The sequence below is a fragment of the Aliidiomarina sp. B3213 genome, from assembly GCF_003290085.1.
Lineage (GTDB): Bacteria > Pseudomonadota > Gammaproteobacteria > Enterobacterales > Alteromonadaceae > Aliidiomarina.
The window spans coordinates 74,590-92,130 of the sequence record NZ_QMKJ01000004.1 but is presented as its reverse complement, the minus strand read 5'-3'; the positions used below and the strand labels follow the sequence as shown (position 1 = coordinate 92,130).

Sequence of the window (17,541 nt, the reverse complement as noted above, 5' to 3'; positions counted from 1 at the left end):
ATGGCCAGAAACAAAATTGATTACGGAATAGATCTGGGTACAACAAATTCGGCTATTAGCAGAATTGAGGAAGGTAAGCCAATAATCATTAAGACAGATACTCTTAAAGATACGATGCCATCTTGTGTATTCTTTAATAAGAAAAGGTCCATCCAAATAGGTGATTCTGCATATAGTGCATTAAAGAGAGATAAATTAAAGGCATCACGAAATCCAAATGTTATGGCTAGTAATGCGTTTATTGAGTTCAAGCGCACGATGGGGACCGATAAAAAATACTACTCTGAGTCCATGGGGCAAGAGTATTCATCAGAACAGCTGTCAGCTGAAGTATTAAAAACATTGAAGTCATTTGTTTCTGATGAAGATGTAAAAGCAGTCGTGGTTACTGTACCAGCTAAATTCACGAGTAATCAAAAAGATGCAACTCTTCGCGCAGCAAAGTTAGCAGGTATTTCGCAGTGTGAACTATTGCAAGAACCAATCGCCGCAGCGATGTCTTATGGTTTATCCTCGTCAATAAAAGATGGTCAAGTTCTCGTGTTTGATTTTGGAGGTGGTACTTTTGATGCTGCACTCGTGGAAGTTCATGAAGGTATCATGAAAGTGATAGATACCGAGGGCGATAACTATTTGGGCGGAAAGAACTTGGATTTGGCAATTGTTGATAGAATTATCCTACCTCATCTACAAGACGAATACGACTTAGACGAATTTCTTTCAAACGAGGCGAATAAAGTTGCGTTGCAGGCAGCAATGAAGTTTTACGCGGAAGAAGCCAAAATCCAAATGTCTTTCAGTGACTCTCATAATATTTTATCCGATTTGGGTGATATTCCTTGTGAAGATGATAACGGTGAAGAGTTAGAACTAGATATTACTGTTACGCAAGAAATGATGGAACATGCTGTTGGACCTGTTTTCCAGAAGGCTATTGATGTTTGTAAAGCTCTGCTAGAGCGCAATAATCTATCGACAAAGTCTCTCAATACATTATTACTTGTTGGGGGCCCCACATATTCACCAGTTCTTCGAAAGATGCTCGAAGAGCAGTTAATTAAACCCAATCTAAGCGTAGATCCAATGACCGTTGTTGCTAATGGTGCAGCTTTATTCGCATCAACGGTAGACATTGCTGATGATTTGCAAGAGGCACAACGAGACAGAACTAAGATACAACTAAGTTTAAGCTATGAGGCAACAACAGTTGAAGAAGAGGAGTTTGTCGCTGTAAAAGTACTTGAAGACAGAATAGATGGTGAGGTACCTGAACAAGTTTATATTGAATTTACCAACAGTGATAGATCATGGTCAACTGGTAAAAAGTTGGTTGGCAAAAGTGGTGAAGTTATCGATGTGACGTTGAAAGCTGATTCAGCAAACCTGTTTACAGTGTCAGTAAGTGACGGGCAAGGAAGCAAATTAGACTGTGAACCGGAGTCCTTCACAATTATTCAAGGCTCAAAGATCGGAAGTGCAACTTTACCCTATCATTATGGGGTGGAAATTAAGAGTCGAGATTCAGGAAAAATAGTATTTGATCCAATTAAAGGACTGGAAAAGAATCAATCCACACCAGCAGTGGGCACCAAAAATGGTTTAAAAACGCAAAAGCCAATTCGACCGGGCGTTGTTGATGACTCTTTAAAGATTGCTCTATACCAAGGAGAGCATAATGCGAAAGGTACTCGAGCATTACACAATGAGCACGTTTATGATGTAGTTATTACCGGAGAGCACCTGCCAAAACTTCTGCCAGAGGGAAGTGATGTAGAGTTAACAGTCAAAATTGATAAATCTGAACGAATGACTGTATCTGCTTATTTTCCCTCGTTAGATTACACGCATGAAATTGACGTGCCTACAAATACAACACAGAGTGAGATTGATTCAGACTACTTGAGTTCTGAGATTAATAAGGCCATACAGTCACATAAAATAGTTTGTGAAGAAGGTGTTTACCAGAACTATGAAGAATTGGATGCATTAAAGACAGAGCTTAATAGTATCAAGGAAGAGTTCGAGCTAGGAAAGTCTGACTACGATCGGAAAATGGGTGTTCTTCATCGACTACGATCTGCAATAAAGAAAATTGAGAAGATTCAAGATGAGAGTGAATGGCCAAAAGTAGAAGATGAATTGAAATCAGTATTCTATCAACTGGAACAAACAAATAATGAGTTTGATAATCAGAATGCTAAACCTTTGATTTCTCAATATAAAGATCAAATACCTGAAGCAATAAGAGACAAGGACATCACACTTGCACGCGAACTTATCGATAATATGCGTCGGTTGAATTTTGCAATTACCGACGAGGGTTTAGGCGCTAAAATGGAAATAGGCCTTCTATACAACTTTAACGATGAATTTGACATGCTTCAATGGTCAGATTCTCACAGAGCACGTAATTTAATTGATAAAGGGCTACAACTTGCGACAGATTCGCCGTCCAAAGAGCGATTGAGACCAATCGTCTCTGAACTCTATAGTTTGTTACCACATGCGGATAAAACGATGCTCAGCGAGGGTGACGGATCGGAGCTGATTGGTTAAGGATAATAATGTGAAGAGCACATTCGGGCAAAGAGAACTCATTGATTCTAAATATCGAGTAGAGTTCTTTTTAGACAGAACATCGAACTGCGAGCTTTACCGGGTGAAAGACGAGAGTCAAATTACCCGACTTGTTGCTCTTTACAATAGCTCAAAGGTGCATAGACACAGCTTCTTTAACCAAGATTTGCTAGAAGCAGAGATTCTACGAAAGCTAGATCATAGAAGCATTATTTCATTTGTCGATAGTGGTGTAGTCATAAAAGACAACACAACATTTCACTATTTGGTAACCGAATTCGTTAGCGGTGAAAGCCTGTCTGAAAAAATGGCTCGTGATGGTGCCTTTTCTCAGTACACTGCAACGTCTATTGTTTTGAGGGTGGCTAAGGCTGTAGGAGACTTACATGAGCACTCTCCGCCGATCATTCATAACAACCTGAATATACAAAATATCTTTCTTGATTATTCGGAAGAACAAGCTTGTCCAGTTATTTCCTCTTTTCACTGTGCTCGCTACTTTAACTCTGAAAATCAGATATTTGACCTAAAACTATTGAATCCTTTTTGCACAGCTCCCGAGGTTTTCAATGGTGTATATACAATTCAAAGTGAGATATTTTCGTTGGGTGCGATGCTTTATCACATGATTTTTGCTGTCCCACCTTGGTTCTTCGAGTATCCCTCTGATGATTATTTTTCGGCGGGGTTCATTGATGAACTATTCGAGGTACGAGATAAGAATTTAAGTTTCATACTGCCCCGTGGCGAGAAGTTTTATGATGAAAGCCTCAAGAATACTATATTGAAAGCTGTTCACCCGAATATTGATGAGAGGTTTAAGACCTTAAAACAGTTTGTGTGTGCTTTGAAACAGCCAGTCCGTGTGGCGAGCTCTGAGTCTTCAACATTAAAGAGTGTGACCAATAAACGAGTAGTAAAAAATGGTGCGGGATTTTCGTCAATTGCGGGGATGGAGCAGCTGAAGTATACACTTCATCAAGACGTTATTCGCGCATTAAACGAGCCAGAACTTTATCAGCGTTATGGTCTAACAATACCTAATGGCATGCTGCTTTACGGTCCACCTGGCTGCGGAAAAACATTTATCTCTCAAAAATTCGCAGAGGAAATAGGGTTCAACTTTCTCGAATTACGGCCGTCGGATATAAAAAGTTCTTTCATCAATGCAACAGAGGAAAACATAGGTAGAATTTTTACAGAAGCGACCGAAAACTCCCCGACGATTATATTTATTGATGAAATAGATGCCATCGTGCCCACGCGAGAAGAAAGTGGATTACATCAAATGCATTCTGCACCGGTAAATGAGCTGCTTGCGCAAATGTCTAATTGCGCCGAGAAAGGCATTTTTGTTATTGCAGCAACAAATAGACCCGAACGAATTGATCCTGCCATTCTACGAACAGGGAGAATAGATAAAATATTTTATCTACCTCCTCCTGACTGCGATGCGAGGCTAGAAATGTTCAAACTCTACCTTAAAGACCGACCGGTGGAGTTGGATTTTGATTACGAGCACGTTGCAAAAAGCACGAGCGGATATGTATCGAGCGATTTGAAGTTTTTGGTCGATGAGTCGTCGAGATATGCGTTAAGTGAGAAAATAAGGATAACAACTGAACACGTGCTAAATGCGATAGATAGGAACAAACCCTCAGTTTCATCTGCTGAACTTAAAAAGTATGAAATATTGCGGAAGAAGTTCGAAGATGAAAAAGGCGATTCGACAGGTAATCCAATAGGGTTTATTCAATAATTAAAAAGGGAACAAACATGGATAAAAATGAATTCAAAAGGCTATTATTTAAGATTGCTTTTTGTACTATGGGGTGCGACGGAGATATTGCTAATTCAGAGGTTGACGAATTGCGAGATATTGATAAAAACACCTCTTTTTTCAATGATGTTGATTTGTCTCAAGAATTAGACCAGTTAATCGCTGAATTCAAACTAAAAGGAGTTTTGCTAGTATCCGAATTGTTTGAGCAGTTGAAACAGGTTGGTTTATCTCCACTCCAAGAGTTAATTATATTAGAAGTAGCTATACGATTGATTAATGCAGATGGGAAGCAAGATGAAAACGAGAAGCGATTTATTCAGCATTTGAGAGCACATCTAAAGGTTCATGACGAAGAAATTTATGAACGTTTTGGTCTATTAGATATTTTGCGCGTTAATCCTCACTCTAGGCGGTTTAATAGAGCTGTGACGATCAAAAATGGTTTGGATATTCAAATGCCTGAACATGATGAGCTAGAAAAAGTGAATTTTAGATTTGATTGATTTTGTTAGTAAAGTTTTATGCAGTAGGTCTTTCTCAAAACAGTCATTCTTTTGAGCACTTTGAACCCAACGCAAAAAATATCAGGCAAAAAACAGCAGATAAATGCAGTACATTCAATCTCAAAACGAGGAGAGGAGCCTTTCTCGCCGCTCTCTTTAGCTTAGTTTTTTGCCTACGCTAGTTTTTAGATTATTGGTGTAGATTCAATTTGCCGCTCAAATACTTGGATAACTAATGACATGATATGAGGAATATCCTCAACATTTTCGAGTCCCACTTCAATATCACCATTGCCCCAACGGCCTAAATTGGTAACGTCTTTACATAACCCTCGTGGGTCATCTATTTCTGCAAATGGCATGTTTAACGACAGGCGTAGTCTTTTTGCCTGAGGCACTACATCTACAAAATTTGTCTCCGCTTTAAATGCGATATAAAGCTTTTTGATCTCTTCTGTAACACAAGGGTCAATTTCCAATACTGCTTTACGAAAGGCTTGATAAATCTCTGCTATTTTACCAACCACTAGATGTGGATGGTCTTCTAAACTGTACCCTGTGGGCCGATCTTGGTTAGGTTTGTAAGCATCGATAATATCTTTCGGTAATTCAACTTTTGCCCATACCTGAGTGGCTTTATCTGCTAGTTTGTTTGCACGCTTTTGAATTGCGGCTTCATTCCATCGGGATTCAGCCGCAATTCCTTCATTCATCTTGAGTGGGCTAAATTTGAAACCATATTCGTGCTCGCATTTATCAAGGAATGCATTGTTGCTGTATTCAGAGTTGTATCCAGTTAACGTTAAGTTGCCTAGAGTGTGACGATATGTTTCCCATATTCGTTCCCAGTCATCTCCTAACTCCGAGCGCCACACTGTAGGTAATTTTTCAGAATTGTTATCAGCCTGCGGCAAAATATGCTCAATGGTGAATTCATCAACTAAGATACGCTCTTTACGATCAAAGTTTTCCATCCGTCTCAACCAATAGCTTTTACTTCGGAAGTTATAGATATCTTTGGTTTGTATTTTTCTATGGAATTCTTCATCACTCGGAAACCGACGGTAAGACGGCAGTAACATAAACGACGCTTTAAGGCTTTCTAAATACCGATCCTTTTTCAGACTCATACCCATACGTGCAAAGGTTTTGTTCATCGAGTTTGTCGGTATTTCGCAAATAGCGCGTCTGAATACATAGCTTTCAATAATACGGACAGCAGACAGGAACTCACCGTGGCTCAAGAGTTGAGTTGAATAGTCTGAATACAACTCAAGCAAAAGTGGAAAAGCAACATCAACTTTCAATTCTCGTAAGTCTTTAAATGCCAGCTTTAATTGTTCGTCTTGTTCTCTACCTAAAGCGAAAGCACAAAAGTAGACCGCATAGTTTCTAATGTCTTTAACGAGTTCATCTACACCTTTGCTAGCAACGTGTGGTCGTGTGGAATACTCCTTAAATACGTGGTAAACATCGTTAATCTTAGGAATTTCGCGTGTTTTAACAGTAAGGAAATGACGCATGAAGCTATCAAAATAGTCGCTATATGCCTGTTGCCCAAATGCTAGTTCCATTGGTCGCCAGTATTGTTCATACAGGTGGGTTTGGTGCTCAGGCTCCAGACCCATAAGAATATAATTACGGATTAAATCCGCTTGACTCAGCTCCTTACCTGTTGAGTTCATACTCTCAAAAATAAGCTGGGCGTTGTCTTGCTCGCGGTTGAGAGAAATGTCGACAAGCATCAGTTTCGCTAAGCCTCTACAAACTGGCTTCAAATCAGCCATTTTTTGTAGTTTCGTTTTAAAGAAATCAAAGTTCTCAACTACCCTAATCGATCTTTCATTGGGCTGCTCTAACCCTTTAATTATCGCTTTTAATGACAAATCATCTGTTTGTGATAATATTAACTTGTAGAATTTCTCGCCGCTTTCAAGCGGGTTAGTTAGGTAGTAACCTTTTAGTTTGGCTTTGCTGAACTCTTTTAATGGCTCTTGATCACCAATTACTTCGGTTAAAGCTGCGATCAAAAGGGTAATAGTGGTTAAACGCTGCTGTCCATCAATTACCAAAAGAGGAGTTTGAGATGAGACTGAATACAAGCCTTTCTCAACATAGACAACTGATCCCATGAAATGGGCATTAATATCATCATTGTTGCCGCTACGTATAATGTCATCCCATAATTGCTGGCACTCTTTTACTTTCCACGAGTAAGTTCGTTGGTAAATTGGAATAACAAATTGAGGAGATCTCTTCAGAAACTCCAGTAGTTTCGCTTCGGTCGCTTTCATATCAGATCAAGCCCATATAACGCGGTACACATACTGTTCAGTTGTTGTGCCATTACTTTTATTCCCCGGCCAATAGCCTAGTGTTATTGGCTTCAATTTATACAGTCAGTTAAGGACGTCAATGCCGCTCACCACTAACCCTAAGGTTGTGAGTGTTAATGCGAGGATGGATATCCACAAAGCTCTCTTAGCGATCTCTACAGATTTGTATGATAAATAGTTGAAGTAAGCATTGGCATTGAGCTGCCAATGGCAAGAATGATTATCGAAATCGTCATTATTTACAGTGGTATACCTTTCAAGGCTGCCATCATCTTCAGGGGCGAGGCAGATGTCTCGCATGATTCGAGCTAACTGATGCCTAGTTAATCCATTCAACTCTATGCTTTTCGTTGCTGATTGTACGCTGAAGGCTTCGTTCTTCGTTGATTTGTCTAAAATGAACTGAACCACTCTGAGCACATCAGGTTGCTTTTTGCTTATCACTTGACCAGTCCTTAGTATTGATGCGTTTGCCTTTTAACTTCGTGACTCCATTGAGTTGCACACACATACATATTAAAGGCAATTTCGATATCCTGCCACAAAGGTGATTTAAACGGAAATTCCTCAAGTTCAAAGCTCTCGAATATCCAGCAGCGGTTAGCAATGAAACGAAGTGTGCGTTAGCTCATTTCTTCTACACCATATTAGTAATCAGTCACCTTTATTTGTCTTCTCATTGGGCAATGCGGGGCAGTCTTCTGATTGGCTTTTGTTCGAGATAGCTTCCTTAGACCTCATTTCAAAATGCGCGGAGAAATTTTCAAACGTCTTTTGATGTCCTCCGCACTGATTTTTCAAGAATGCCTCGAATGCTAAAAGGCTCCCTTCATTTATTTTTATCATGAAAAACTCCCGCGTTTTATTTTTCCATTAACCATTGTTAATCAATGGTTTATATTTACTCGTGTTGACATAATTTTTGTTTTTGATATTAAAAGTGGCTTTTGTGATATTTATTTTTAATAAAGATCTATTTTATAAAGTTATAAGTATCACGAAACCTTAAAATGTCAATTTAAAATGCAAATTAGTATTTTTCAATATGCGTTTTTAATGGGTTTTATGGTGATAAAATATAATTTTGATCTTTTATTTGATCTTTTAGTTTGAATTGTCTATTTTAATAACTTATTTAAAGGTGAGAGTTATGAGAAATGTAGACAAACCGAAAATTAAGCAGCCTGCACGCACAGAGTTGACTGAAAGCAAAGTAAAAAAGTATTTGGACAAAAAGAAGTTTGAAGGCAAGTATGTTTCTTACATTACCGCGCGGCAGTTCTCTAGCGCAGGGAATGCCTCCTCAGAGCAGCTTAGCTCTTCTGAACGTCGCCAAGAGTATCTATCTGATCTAGAGCGTCGATTTGGCATTGCTCTGTCCTTTCTGAGTAATGTTTCGAATGTGAAAACCCAATATCCCATTCTGAACGTTGATGAAACAATTCGCATTGCTAGCGAGTTGAACATTCCTCACCCAAGGTTTGCTCCAAAGTCAGGCTTGGTAAAAGATGAGAATAAGGGGTATCAGGCATCGATTATGACGACGGACTTTTTGTTTGAGTATAAAGATGTCCTGACCCAAGAGGCTAATCGCATTGCAGTATCCTTAAAGTATGATCAGGATGTATCCGTCGAGGATGGAAAGGATAGGATTGTTGGACGAACGAAAGATAAGATAGAAATTGAAAGAGTGTACTGGGAAAAGACTCAAGGATATGAGTTTCGTGTGATTACCTCTAAGGCATGGATGGTACAGCCGGCTTTTTCGAAGAATATAGACATGGCACGCAGGTTCAGAGATTTGGATGTGCCAAGAGCGATTCTAAAAAACGCGACCCATGAAATGCTTAGATTGCTTGATGATACGCCATGCTATCGATTACGTGATTTTATTAATAAATCCTCTTCTGCCATTAATATTTCTTTTGAAAAAACCTACTCGATTTTTTGGTATCTCATTTGGCATAAAACTCTCAAGATAGACCTATTTAGACCACTAGAAGACTCTACTTTTGTTTACCCTGCTCAGGAGCATTACGCATGGGCATGGTAGTTGCGCATTCCTCAACTAACTTTGACTATAGAGTTAATGAACTGTTAGTTCACAAGTCAGTTCCCGGCCTCGTTTATACAGTGTGTTGGACATTTCCAACTACTAACCGGGTTGCACTCTCATTGCAGCGTGTGAAGCCTTGTAAACCTATTGTGATAGCCATCGGAGATCCAATTGATGGATATGCATTCGAAGGCTTTGATAGAGCTGAAAACGACTTCATCGGTTCAGATCTGTACAACTCTGTTACGGAAGAGAAGGAAGTCGATGCTCTGCGAAAATACCAAATAATCAAACCGCTCATTGATACACAAGAAATTGAACTGTATATCAAAGGTGATTTGTCTAAGGAAGTCCTTGAGAAATATGCATCTGCGGGTTCAATCTCTGTCCAAACCCTATACAAGTATCTTAATCAATATCTTGCTTTTGGTAGCCATCGGTTAGCATTACTGCCAATGACCCATGTCTGTGGGAAAGGCCGAAAGTTACCTCTAGATCATGAAGCTGCGAATGAAATGAAAAAAACGCGCGGAGGGAACTATATAGGTAGAAAAGGGTTGTCTGATGATTATTTAAGGAGGGACTTTAACCAAGAAGATGAGACGCGGATAAAAAAGTTTATCAAATCGATACTCCCGAGAGCCCAAAATCATCATCTTTCAGCATTGTTCGCTTTATATTCATCAAAACTCTGTACAAAAATAATTAACGTGTACGGTATCGAGGAGCTAATACCCGACCCTTTGAAGTTAATCTCATTAGAGCAATTTTCCTATCACTTCAAAAAGAATGTGAATTATAAAAAATGGGAAGTGTACAAAACTAGCTCCAAGAATGTTCAGAATAATCATGAGCTCACTGTGGGAAGGGCTCAGGACTATTCCTTAGGCCCGTCGCATACCTATGAAATTGATGCCACAACCTTGAATCTTTATGTGGTGTCTCGTGTTCAGGATGAAAACGGTAAAGACTCACCAAAGGTGCTTGGGAGACCTTATTTATATTTTATCGTAGACAGCTATAGCACTATGATTGTTGGGTATACGTTGACGTTTCAAACCGGAACTGCGGCAGTAAAAAGGGCTCTATACAACGCTTTTACAAACAAAGTTGAGTTTTGTAGAAAGTATGGAATTCCCATAGATGATAGTGATTGGCCCTGTGAGCACGTTTGTACCCGTTTACTTTGTGATAGAGCTGGAGAGTACACGACAAAGCTATTCGATGACATTATTGCAGAGGACTTAAAGCTAGAGACGATAACATATGCTCCTGCCTATTTGGGAAAACGAAAGGGCACGGTAGAAGTAAATTTTAACGCTATTGATCAAATTGTAATTCAGCAGCTAGATGGCTCGGTAAAGCGCCGACCCGCCAAAGACTCGGCTCATCCATCAAACTTCGCGAGATATGACATCCAGACCCTAAATCAACTCGTCATCAAGGCCATTCTTTCTTTCAATAAAAGAAGAGTGAACTTCTCCAGATTACAAACATTTGATGTGTTAGACGGTGTCGCTCCTACTCCTATCTCAATCTGGAACAGACACATTTCAGGCAAGATGGGTGGAGGTGTCAGAAGGCCCAAAGAACAAATTAAATATGCGCTATTAGACCGCGTTGAGGCCACTATTGGAAAAAGCGGGATTACTTTAAAGTCAAATCGACTTTCCTACTTTACGGAGCATAAGGCCTTTCAAGAATGGCAGACTGAAATAATGCTTCGTAAGACACCAAAGACAATTGATGTTAGAACCAACCCCGATGACCCGCGATTTGCATGGTTTCGTTCCAAGCAATTTGACAATGAGATTATAGAGTTCTCGATTGGAACCAATTTAGAGAGCTATGCAGAGCTTGTTTATGAGGAAATTCAGCAGCTCAGAGAGCTACAAGCGCGATCTAAATCTATAAATCGAAAAGACCGAAACCTCGACAGATTTGAACTGCAAAACCTCATAAATTCCAACCAATCATCAACTAAGAAAGTCATAGATAGGAAGGGAATGGTTGCAGGTATCAAAGACAACTTTAAAGCTGAACAACAAGCGGAGATTGTTCGTGATTCGATTGAATCAAGACTAGATTTTGGGACTTTGGACTTGTCTGAGAACTCCCAAATGTATAACGACCAACCAACGGAGTACAAAGATGAGTAATGATGATTTTTTAGAAGAACTAATTAATGGGAACCCTTTTATCGAGAGGCTTCAGAGTATGCGGCTTACTGAGTCAGAAGTGTTAGATAGACTCGAAGAAAGAAGCGACAAAAAAGAAGGGTTTAACGACGCCTCTGGCGGAGTTCGACTTAAGTATCTTTCTAAGAGGTTCTTTGTTCCAACAGAGCATACTTATGAACTCTACACTAGTATTCACGACCTGATTTTTACCGGCTACTTAAACCGACACCCAAAAGAAGATACTTATGACAAGTATCTGTGCTGTATAGAGGACGGAAGCGAAAAAGTTAAAGACATTCCCAGACCGCCCTCAATATCGGATGCGGGTAGCTCTATGTTGATTATCGGGCGCTCTGGGCAAGGTAAAACAAAGGAGATCGAAAAGGTATTGTCTTTATTTGATGTCAGTGAATACTACCATGCGCCCTCACCACAGACAGGAGGACGGCGTCTACCTCAGATACCTTACATCAAGGTGTATATGAAAAGCACCAGCAGTAAACGTCCATTCCTGATATCAATTTTGGGGGCAATAGATGAAAAACTCGGCACGAGTCTAGCTTCCAGAATACAGGGACGAACAGTCGGAGATGAAATTATTCACGTCATTAAACTCTGCCGTATGGTCGGTCTGGGACTGATCGTTATCGATGATGTTCAATTTGTACTTAATAGCAAAAAAACAAAAGATGCAAAGCGACTCACCAATGAGTTTTTAGAAGATTTATATAATGACTTAGGCATTCCAATGTTATTCATTGGCACACCTGAGGTGGTGGATTTGTTTACGGAAAAAGACCAGCCTGAGCAAACAGAGCGTCGCCTTTTGAGTGATGGTCTTGTCAAGTTGAATGCATACGACATTGAGTCTCATACTTGGGAAGAGATGGTCGAGGCAACGATGCTCAATTTTCTTGGATTGAAACCTCAATGGCTTACCGAAGATTTCAAACACCTCATATTTTATTATACGGAAGGGAATATCAGTAAACTGAAAAGGATGACAAGTTACCTTCTTAAATTGAGTGAGGAACTCTCACAATCAAATCTTTCAAATTACCTGTATGAGGCGCACATAAATACTCATATTCGTGATGACTCTATAAAACCACAATTCAAAATGAGACAAGGCAAATCAGTAAGCTCTGGCAAAAATCTTAAATTAGCTGAGAAACCTAAAGATACTGATCCTGCTAAGTCTAGAGGTAAAAATGACAAGGAATTCTTTGACAGGTTAATCGAGCAAGATTGGAGTGAGTAAGTATGATGCCGAAAGAAACCTTCGCAAGCTTGCTTATTGATAATCTTGTCATCAAAGAAGATGAATATCTGTTCGGTTATTTACACCGACTGATTCAGTTCTCAGAATGCCACAGTGAGGCGGCATTATTCAGAGAAATGGACATGCCTGCCCCAAGACGCTTTGGGGAGGCGGTTCCCAAATGGGCTGTTAGGATGAGCCCATTTTTCAGCACCATGTCCAGAGCAGAGTTAATAGAAAATCACCTTGGAGGAGGGTTTTGGAGAGGTTTTTTAGATTCTGATAGTTGGATAGACAGTCATGCTCACGTACTAAATATAAAAATAAGCATGGGTGCATATTTTCTCTTTCGTGCAGAAAGGGTTCTGTTCAGCTTTCAGTCTCTTAAATTTTGCCCGAAGTGCTACGAAGAATCTGTACAAAAATACGGATTCGGAATTTGGCGAACGAAACATCAGGATATGACCGCATTCATCTGCCACGAGCATGAAGAAGTGCTCTATCATCGCGAGAACTCTGATTTTAAGGGATTTAAGCATAGTGATGATTTTTTTGACCGCAGTAAATGTTTCCAGCCAAAGCTGACAGTTCTTCATCGTTGGTTAGATTTTGAGACCGCGCGAATTCGCTTAAAGGGAGTTGAGGCGTGTCGAGAAGAGATGAAGCTTCATAAAAGAGTATTTTTAGAAAGCAGCTTCTGTAGTGAAAAGGATTCACCGATGCGTGAGTTAGTAAAAGAACAATGGGCAAAAGCACTAAAAAAATACCTTCTCACTTTATATCCACATCATAGGAAGAATATTGAAGCTCTCGCACATACATCCATGGTGGATCCAATAGAGTTAATGGCATGTCGTAAACCAACTCATCCATTAATTTTTCTACTATTCAAGCTGTTCTCATTATATGAGCTTGAATTACCCTCGCCTGAATTAAAGTCGTGAGCATTTCGATATACTCGCCTCGGATCCAGAACAATGAAACCATCTATTCTTATGTTTCAAGGTGTCAGCACATCTGGGGCATAGTGAATTCGCGCGTAGTTGCCCGGGATTGGTTTGGAAGAGATTCTGTAAGTATCAATCAAGAGTTACCGACGGAGTTGAGTAAAATTTCAGAGGGCGCTGACTACGACTTAGATTACCTGCTGTCTCATCATACGTTGTACAACATTTATGCGCATTTCACGAATCAGTCTGAAAAGTTAAAACGATTGATGTTGGGGAGTAATGCTCAATCCCTTGCGAATGTCTCAATGATATCTCAGCTAGGGGCTTCATCACATGACATATCCAATGTTTGTCCGTTGTGCTACGCAGAGGACATTGAGAGGATTGGGGTTGGATATTGGCGCTTAAACCATCAGTTTTATGGGGTAAAGGCTTGTGCAAAGCACGGATGTGAACTTGTTGCGCAAAGGGTCGATAGTCGACACTATACACTTCCTTCATTGCCTTCAAATCATAGGGTTGAAAAGGCATCTACAATGCAAGTCATGTTCGCAGTATTTGTTGAAGACTTTATTGCGCAATCTAAAGAGTTCGATGCAACCAAAACTGATGGCCTGAAATCCTATCCCCTTGCATTCAAGCGGGGGCGTCAGCTTGATATGAAAAGTCTTCTTCATTTTCTAGATGCAATAGAGCGTGGACTGGGACTACCAAGAACAATCAACGAAGGACATCTACGTAGACTTATCCTAATCCCTTCACAACCCATTCATCCTTTTAAAGCAACACTACTGAGGTTCGGGCTCTCTTTTCTCTCAAAAGGGCTTAGAAACTATCCTAAGCGAGAATATCGAGGCGTCAGCGAAAGACAAGCTCTCAGATGTGTATCTATGCTCCACCAATTCAAGTTCAGTATGCGGGAGATATCTCGGCGGGTTGGAGTGAGTATGAGTTATGTGAAACAAACCGCAAAACGTTTAAAGCTCCCGGTAGATGAGCGCAGAAAATTTATTACAGCTGACATGGAGAGAAATATCATTGATATGGCAATCAATGGGCAGTGCAGAGAAAGCATTGCGAGCAAGTTTGAGATATCAGTGGGCGCTGTAGAGCAGATTATCCAATCAGTGCCCAATCTCACCAGCTGGCGTCAGTATCTTCGGATGCTTGAAAAACGAAATCAAGCTCGCAGCGTTCTGGTGGCATTAATCCAGCGCCACCCAAATTACTCACGAACTCAGTTAAGAAAGCTTGCGCAAAAGGAGTATAAGTTTTTATACACCTATGACAAAACATGGCTATTCAAAAACTTGCCCAAACCACAGAAGAGAGTCTATCACGGGTATAAGCAATGGATTGAGCGGGATAAAAGCCTACTTGTAAAACTTAAAGATTTGGTTCGAAATTGGCTCCTTCAGCAGCGTACAGTGCCTTCGTTAAGCGATTTAGACAGAGCCTTTAAGCATGAAGGGTGGTTCACGAAATCCCTTCATAAAATGCCACTTTGCTGGCGTTATTACAGACGCGTGTCTAAGAGGTTTTCAAATCTACAGGAGAAAAACCATGTCAGAGAACGATGTAAAAAGCACAATTGAAATTGATATCGATTTGATTGAATCTGCTGGAGCTTATTTGGAAAAGCTTCCCAAGACACCGGGTGAGGTTTTAGAAAAATGGATTTATTTAGGCACGGCAGCAGAAAGGCAACTTACTGAAGATGAACAGTTGTTGCTGATGTCTGGGCGAACCTATTGTCTATTGAATAATAATGGTGTTTCAACCGAGGCTCTACAATGCTAAATACCAGCAGGGGAATGCATCAAATCAACAAAGTCACTTTGTTAGGTTGCTTTCGATCGTCTTTTCACACTCAGCGAGAGAACGCGCGCGTATCAATCGCTACTGTTTATCAATTGCACTATCTAATGACTCTTGAACGCTTATTTGCGAATGGGTGGCGATACCCTCTAATAAGCCTTTCCCTGCACCTGACTGTTTTTTCACGATTGAAATAACGCCCTGTCTTTCAACAAAGCACTCGACATCATCGCCCGCATTGATATTTGCGGCCACACATTGTTCTTTGGGCAATGTAACTTGTCTTTTTGCACTTACTTTAGTCATAAGTCCTCTTCGACTACTCCCCGTGAGTAGAGATTACTACATTTTACAGCTTTACTTCGGGGAAAGGTTAAATGATTGGTATTTATCCCTCACAGACAAAAGACTGGGTTAGTACGAGTATTTTCTGGCGGTTTGAATCTATAAGTGTGGATTATTAGTCCGCTACTACATAACCTAAACAAGAAAGTGTGGCCGAAAATAATAGGGCTGTTATTCGCAGCCCCAATAGCCTTGTTGCATACAAGTATCAATAAAAGCTTGCGCCTCTTGTCGATCTGATGAATTTAAATTCCGTTGGACCTGCTGATAAAGGTTTTGATTGATGCGGTGTCCAAGTAATTGAGACAGACTCATCCAAGCATAGGCTTGAGAAAAGTCAATATAGATCCCTTCGCCTCTAGCATACATCTCGCCAATAAGTGCCATGGCTTCTGCGTCTTTTCGTTTTGCAGCTCTTTCAAACCAATGAAAAGCTTGGTAAGGGTCTTGGCGTACACCTGTCGGCCCATTTTTGTACAGGGTTCCGATATTAAACATCGCATTGGTGATTAAACCTTCGTTAGCGGCTTCGACGAAGTAGTCTAAGGCTTTTCTGTAATTCACTGGAACACCAATACCTTCTTGGTAAGCAACGCCGAGATTATACAGACCTGTATTCTTTTTTGTGTAATCACCACTTGTAGCGAGTGTTAGGTTCCATTGGTAGTAAAGATGAGGGTTTCGTGGTGTACCCACTCCGTTTAGATTCATCTGCGCAACTTGGAGCATTGCATCTGAATTTCCTTGCTCTGCTGAGCGAAGATACCATTTATAGCCTTCTTGAGGATCGCGGCGAACACCACGACCTTCTCGATACATAAAGCCTACAAACCGCTGCGCGTGTTCGTTACCTTCTTGAGCATCGCTTAGGCAGGCAGGGAAAGCTTCGTTATATTGATTTGAAGTAAAAAGATCGACACAGGAGGGTCTGTCACCGACCTCAGCACCCAATGCTTGAGTGCTTAATAAAAAAAGGTTTAAAAAGACCAAGGTTAAACCAAAAGTATGCTTCATAAATACTCCTTTTTAAAAGACTGGCCACCATGGCCACTAGATTCACACAAATCCAATATGAAGGTGAGTGCAGGTTTACTTTAAGGTCAAATGATTCTATCAAAATAATTCAAAAAGACATAAACTTAAAAGGAGCCCGCAAGTTGCGGGCTCTTTCGTACGTATGAACCGGCCGCTGTGCGGTCTCCACAGTTATGGATAAGGACTATGTATCTGGCTTAGTTGTGCAGACTGCTTCCCGTTCTACTGGCGAGGTGGGGAGTTGTTGGTTTGGTATGCTTTTGAAATTATCACCTTATTGTGTCACGGTAAATCACAGTGGTGTACCACCGATAAAAGTAGGAAGTATTTGGAAGCCGCTCCGCAAATGCTAAAGAGGTATAACTTCTGAAAATGATAATTAAAATTCAATTAAGGATTAGCCAAAATGACAACTAAACAAGCCAATATTTTAATTTTTTTAGTTATAGTTTTGATTGCTGTTGTAGCGCTCAATCTTCAAAAAAAACTAACTTCGCAAAGTTGGGAATATAAAATTTCCGCTCCTAGCGACTCTAATTTTGAATCTCAGATGAACGAGTTTGGAGAAGAAGGATGGGAGTTGGTTACAGCGCGAAGAGCAACGAATAGTTACGGTGGCGCTAGCTACGAGGTAATACTAAAACGACCACTAAAATAGTAATTCTGGATTATTGTACGGCCACTCTTTGAATGGCTC

General features: G+C 40.3%; 14 protein-coding genes. 10 read left to right on the top strand and 4 right to left on the bottom strand.

The window, feature by feature from the left end:
* Genes DQX04_RS11510 through DQX04_RS11500 form a run of 3 tightly spaced genes read left to right on the top strand, consistent with a single transcriptional unit; the run spans position 1 to position 4,863 of the window.
* On the top strand, positions 1 to 2,556 hold the full coding sequence (locus DQX04_RS11510; protein WP_111916086.1) for an Hsp70 family protein: 2,556 nt from the start codon (positions 1 to 3) through the stop codon (positions 2,554 to 2,556).
* A 10-nt stretch (positions 2,557 to 2,566) separates the two neighbouring features.
* Entirely contained in the window at positions 2,567 to 4,336 is a 1,770-nt protein-coding gene (locus tag DQX04_RS11505) for an AAA family ATPase (protein WP_165831992.1), read from the top strand.
* 17 nt (positions 4,337 to 4,353) lie between these two features.
* Positions 4,354 to 4,863, top strand: coding sequence for a TerB family tellurite resistance protein (locus DQX04_RS11500; protein ID WP_111916084.1), 510 nt, complete (start codon positions 4,354 to 4,356; stop codon positions 4,861 to 4,863).
* 185 nt (positions 4,864 to 5,048) lie between these two features.
* Here the strand turns inward: DQX04_RS11500 and DQX04_RS11495 are convergent, their stop codons facing one another.
* Positions 5,049 to 7,157, bottom strand: a complete 2,109-nt coding sequence (locus tag DQX04_RS11495; protein ID WP_111916083.1) for a DUF262 and DUF1524 domain-containing protein — start codon at positions 7,155 to 7,157, stop codon at positions 5,049 to 5,051.
* Between the two features lie 105 nt (positions 7,158 to 7,262).
* The gene (locus DQX04_RS11490; RefSeq protein ID WP_111916082.1) at positions 7,263 to 7,643 is read right to left on the bottom strand and encodes a hypothetical protein; all 381 of its coding nucleotides are present in this window, start codon (positions 7,641 to 7,643) and stop codon (positions 7,263 to 7,265) included.
* A 706-nt stretch (positions 7,644 to 8,349) separates the two neighbouring features.
* Between DQX04_RS11490 and DQX04_RS11480 the strand changes: the two genes are divergently transcribed.
* The 6 genes from DQX04_RS11480 to DQX04_RS11455 are packed head-to-tail and all read left to right on the top strand — an operon-like array spanning position 8,350 to position 15,446.
* A complete protein-coding gene (locus tag DQX04_RS11480; RefSeq protein ID WP_111916080.1) occupies positions 8,350 to 9,252 on the top strand; it encodes a TnsA endonuclease N-terminal domain-containing protein in 903 nt (300 codons plus the stop codon).
* Positions 9,240 to 11,414 (top strand): transposase, encoded by a 2,175-nt coding sequence (locus tag DQX04_RS11475; RefSeq protein WP_111916079.1) that lies wholly within the window; start codon positions 9,240 to 9,242, stop codon positions 11,412 to 11,414. The genes DQX04_RS11480 and DQX04_RS11475 overlap by 13 nt, the downstream gene beginning before the upstream one ends.
* Entirely contained in the window at positions 11,407 to 12,696 is a 1,290-nt protein-coding gene (locus DQX04_RS11470; protein WP_111916078.1) for an AAA family ATPase, read from the top strand. Before DQX04_RS11475 ends, DQX04_RS11470 begins: the two co-directional genes overlap by 8 nt.
* Positions 12,697 to 12,698: 2 nt before the next feature.
* Positions 12,699 to 13,640 carry a TniQ family protein gene (locus tag DQX04_RS11465; protein WP_111916077.1) on the top strand — a complete coding sequence of 314 codons (942 nt, stop codon included), beginning with the start codon at positions 12,699 to 12,701 and terminating at the stop codon, positions 13,638 to 13,640.
* Complete coding sequence (locus DQX04_RS11460; protein ID WP_111916076.1) at positions 13,637 to 15,241, top strand: TnsD family Tn7-like transposition protein; 1,605 nt, start codon at positions 13,637 to 13,639, stop codon at positions 15,239 to 15,241. The genes DQX04_RS11465 and DQX04_RS11460 overlap by 4 nt, the downstream gene beginning before the upstream one ends.
* A complete protein-coding gene (locus DQX04_RS11455) occupies positions 15,210 to 15,446 on the top strand; it encodes a hypothetical protein (RefSeq protein WP_111916075.1) in 237 nt (78 codons plus the stop codon). Before DQX04_RS11460 ends, DQX04_RS11455 begins: the two co-directional genes overlap by 32 nt.
* A gap of 99 nt (positions 15,447 to 15,545) precedes the next feature.
* Here the strand turns inward: DQX04_RS11455 and DQX04_RS11450 are convergent, their stop codons facing one another.
* On the bottom strand, positions 15,546 to 15,770 hold the full coding sequence (locus DQX04_RS11450) for an AbrB/MazE/SpoVT family DNA-binding domain-containing protein (RefSeq protein WP_111916074.1): 225 nt from the start codon (positions 15,768 to 15,770) through the stop codon (positions 15,546 to 15,548).
* A 210-nt stretch (positions 15,771 to 15,980) separates the two neighbouring features.
* A complete protein-coding gene (locus tag DQX04_RS11445; protein ID WP_111916073.1) occupies positions 15,981 to 16,823 on the bottom strand; it encodes a tetratricopeptide repeat protein in 843 nt (280 codons plus the stop codon).
* A gap of 427 nt (positions 16,824 to 17,250) precedes the next feature.
* Between DQX04_RS11445 and DQX04_RS11440 the strand changes: the two genes are divergently transcribed.
* Positions 17,251 to 17,502: a DUF4177 domain-containing protein gene (locus DQX04_RS11440; RefSeq protein ID WP_111916072.1), complete on the top strand. Its 252-nt coding sequence runs from the start codon at positions 17,251 to 17,253 to the stop codon at positions 17,500 to 17,502.
* Positions 17,503 to 17,541 lie beyond the last annotated feature (39 nt).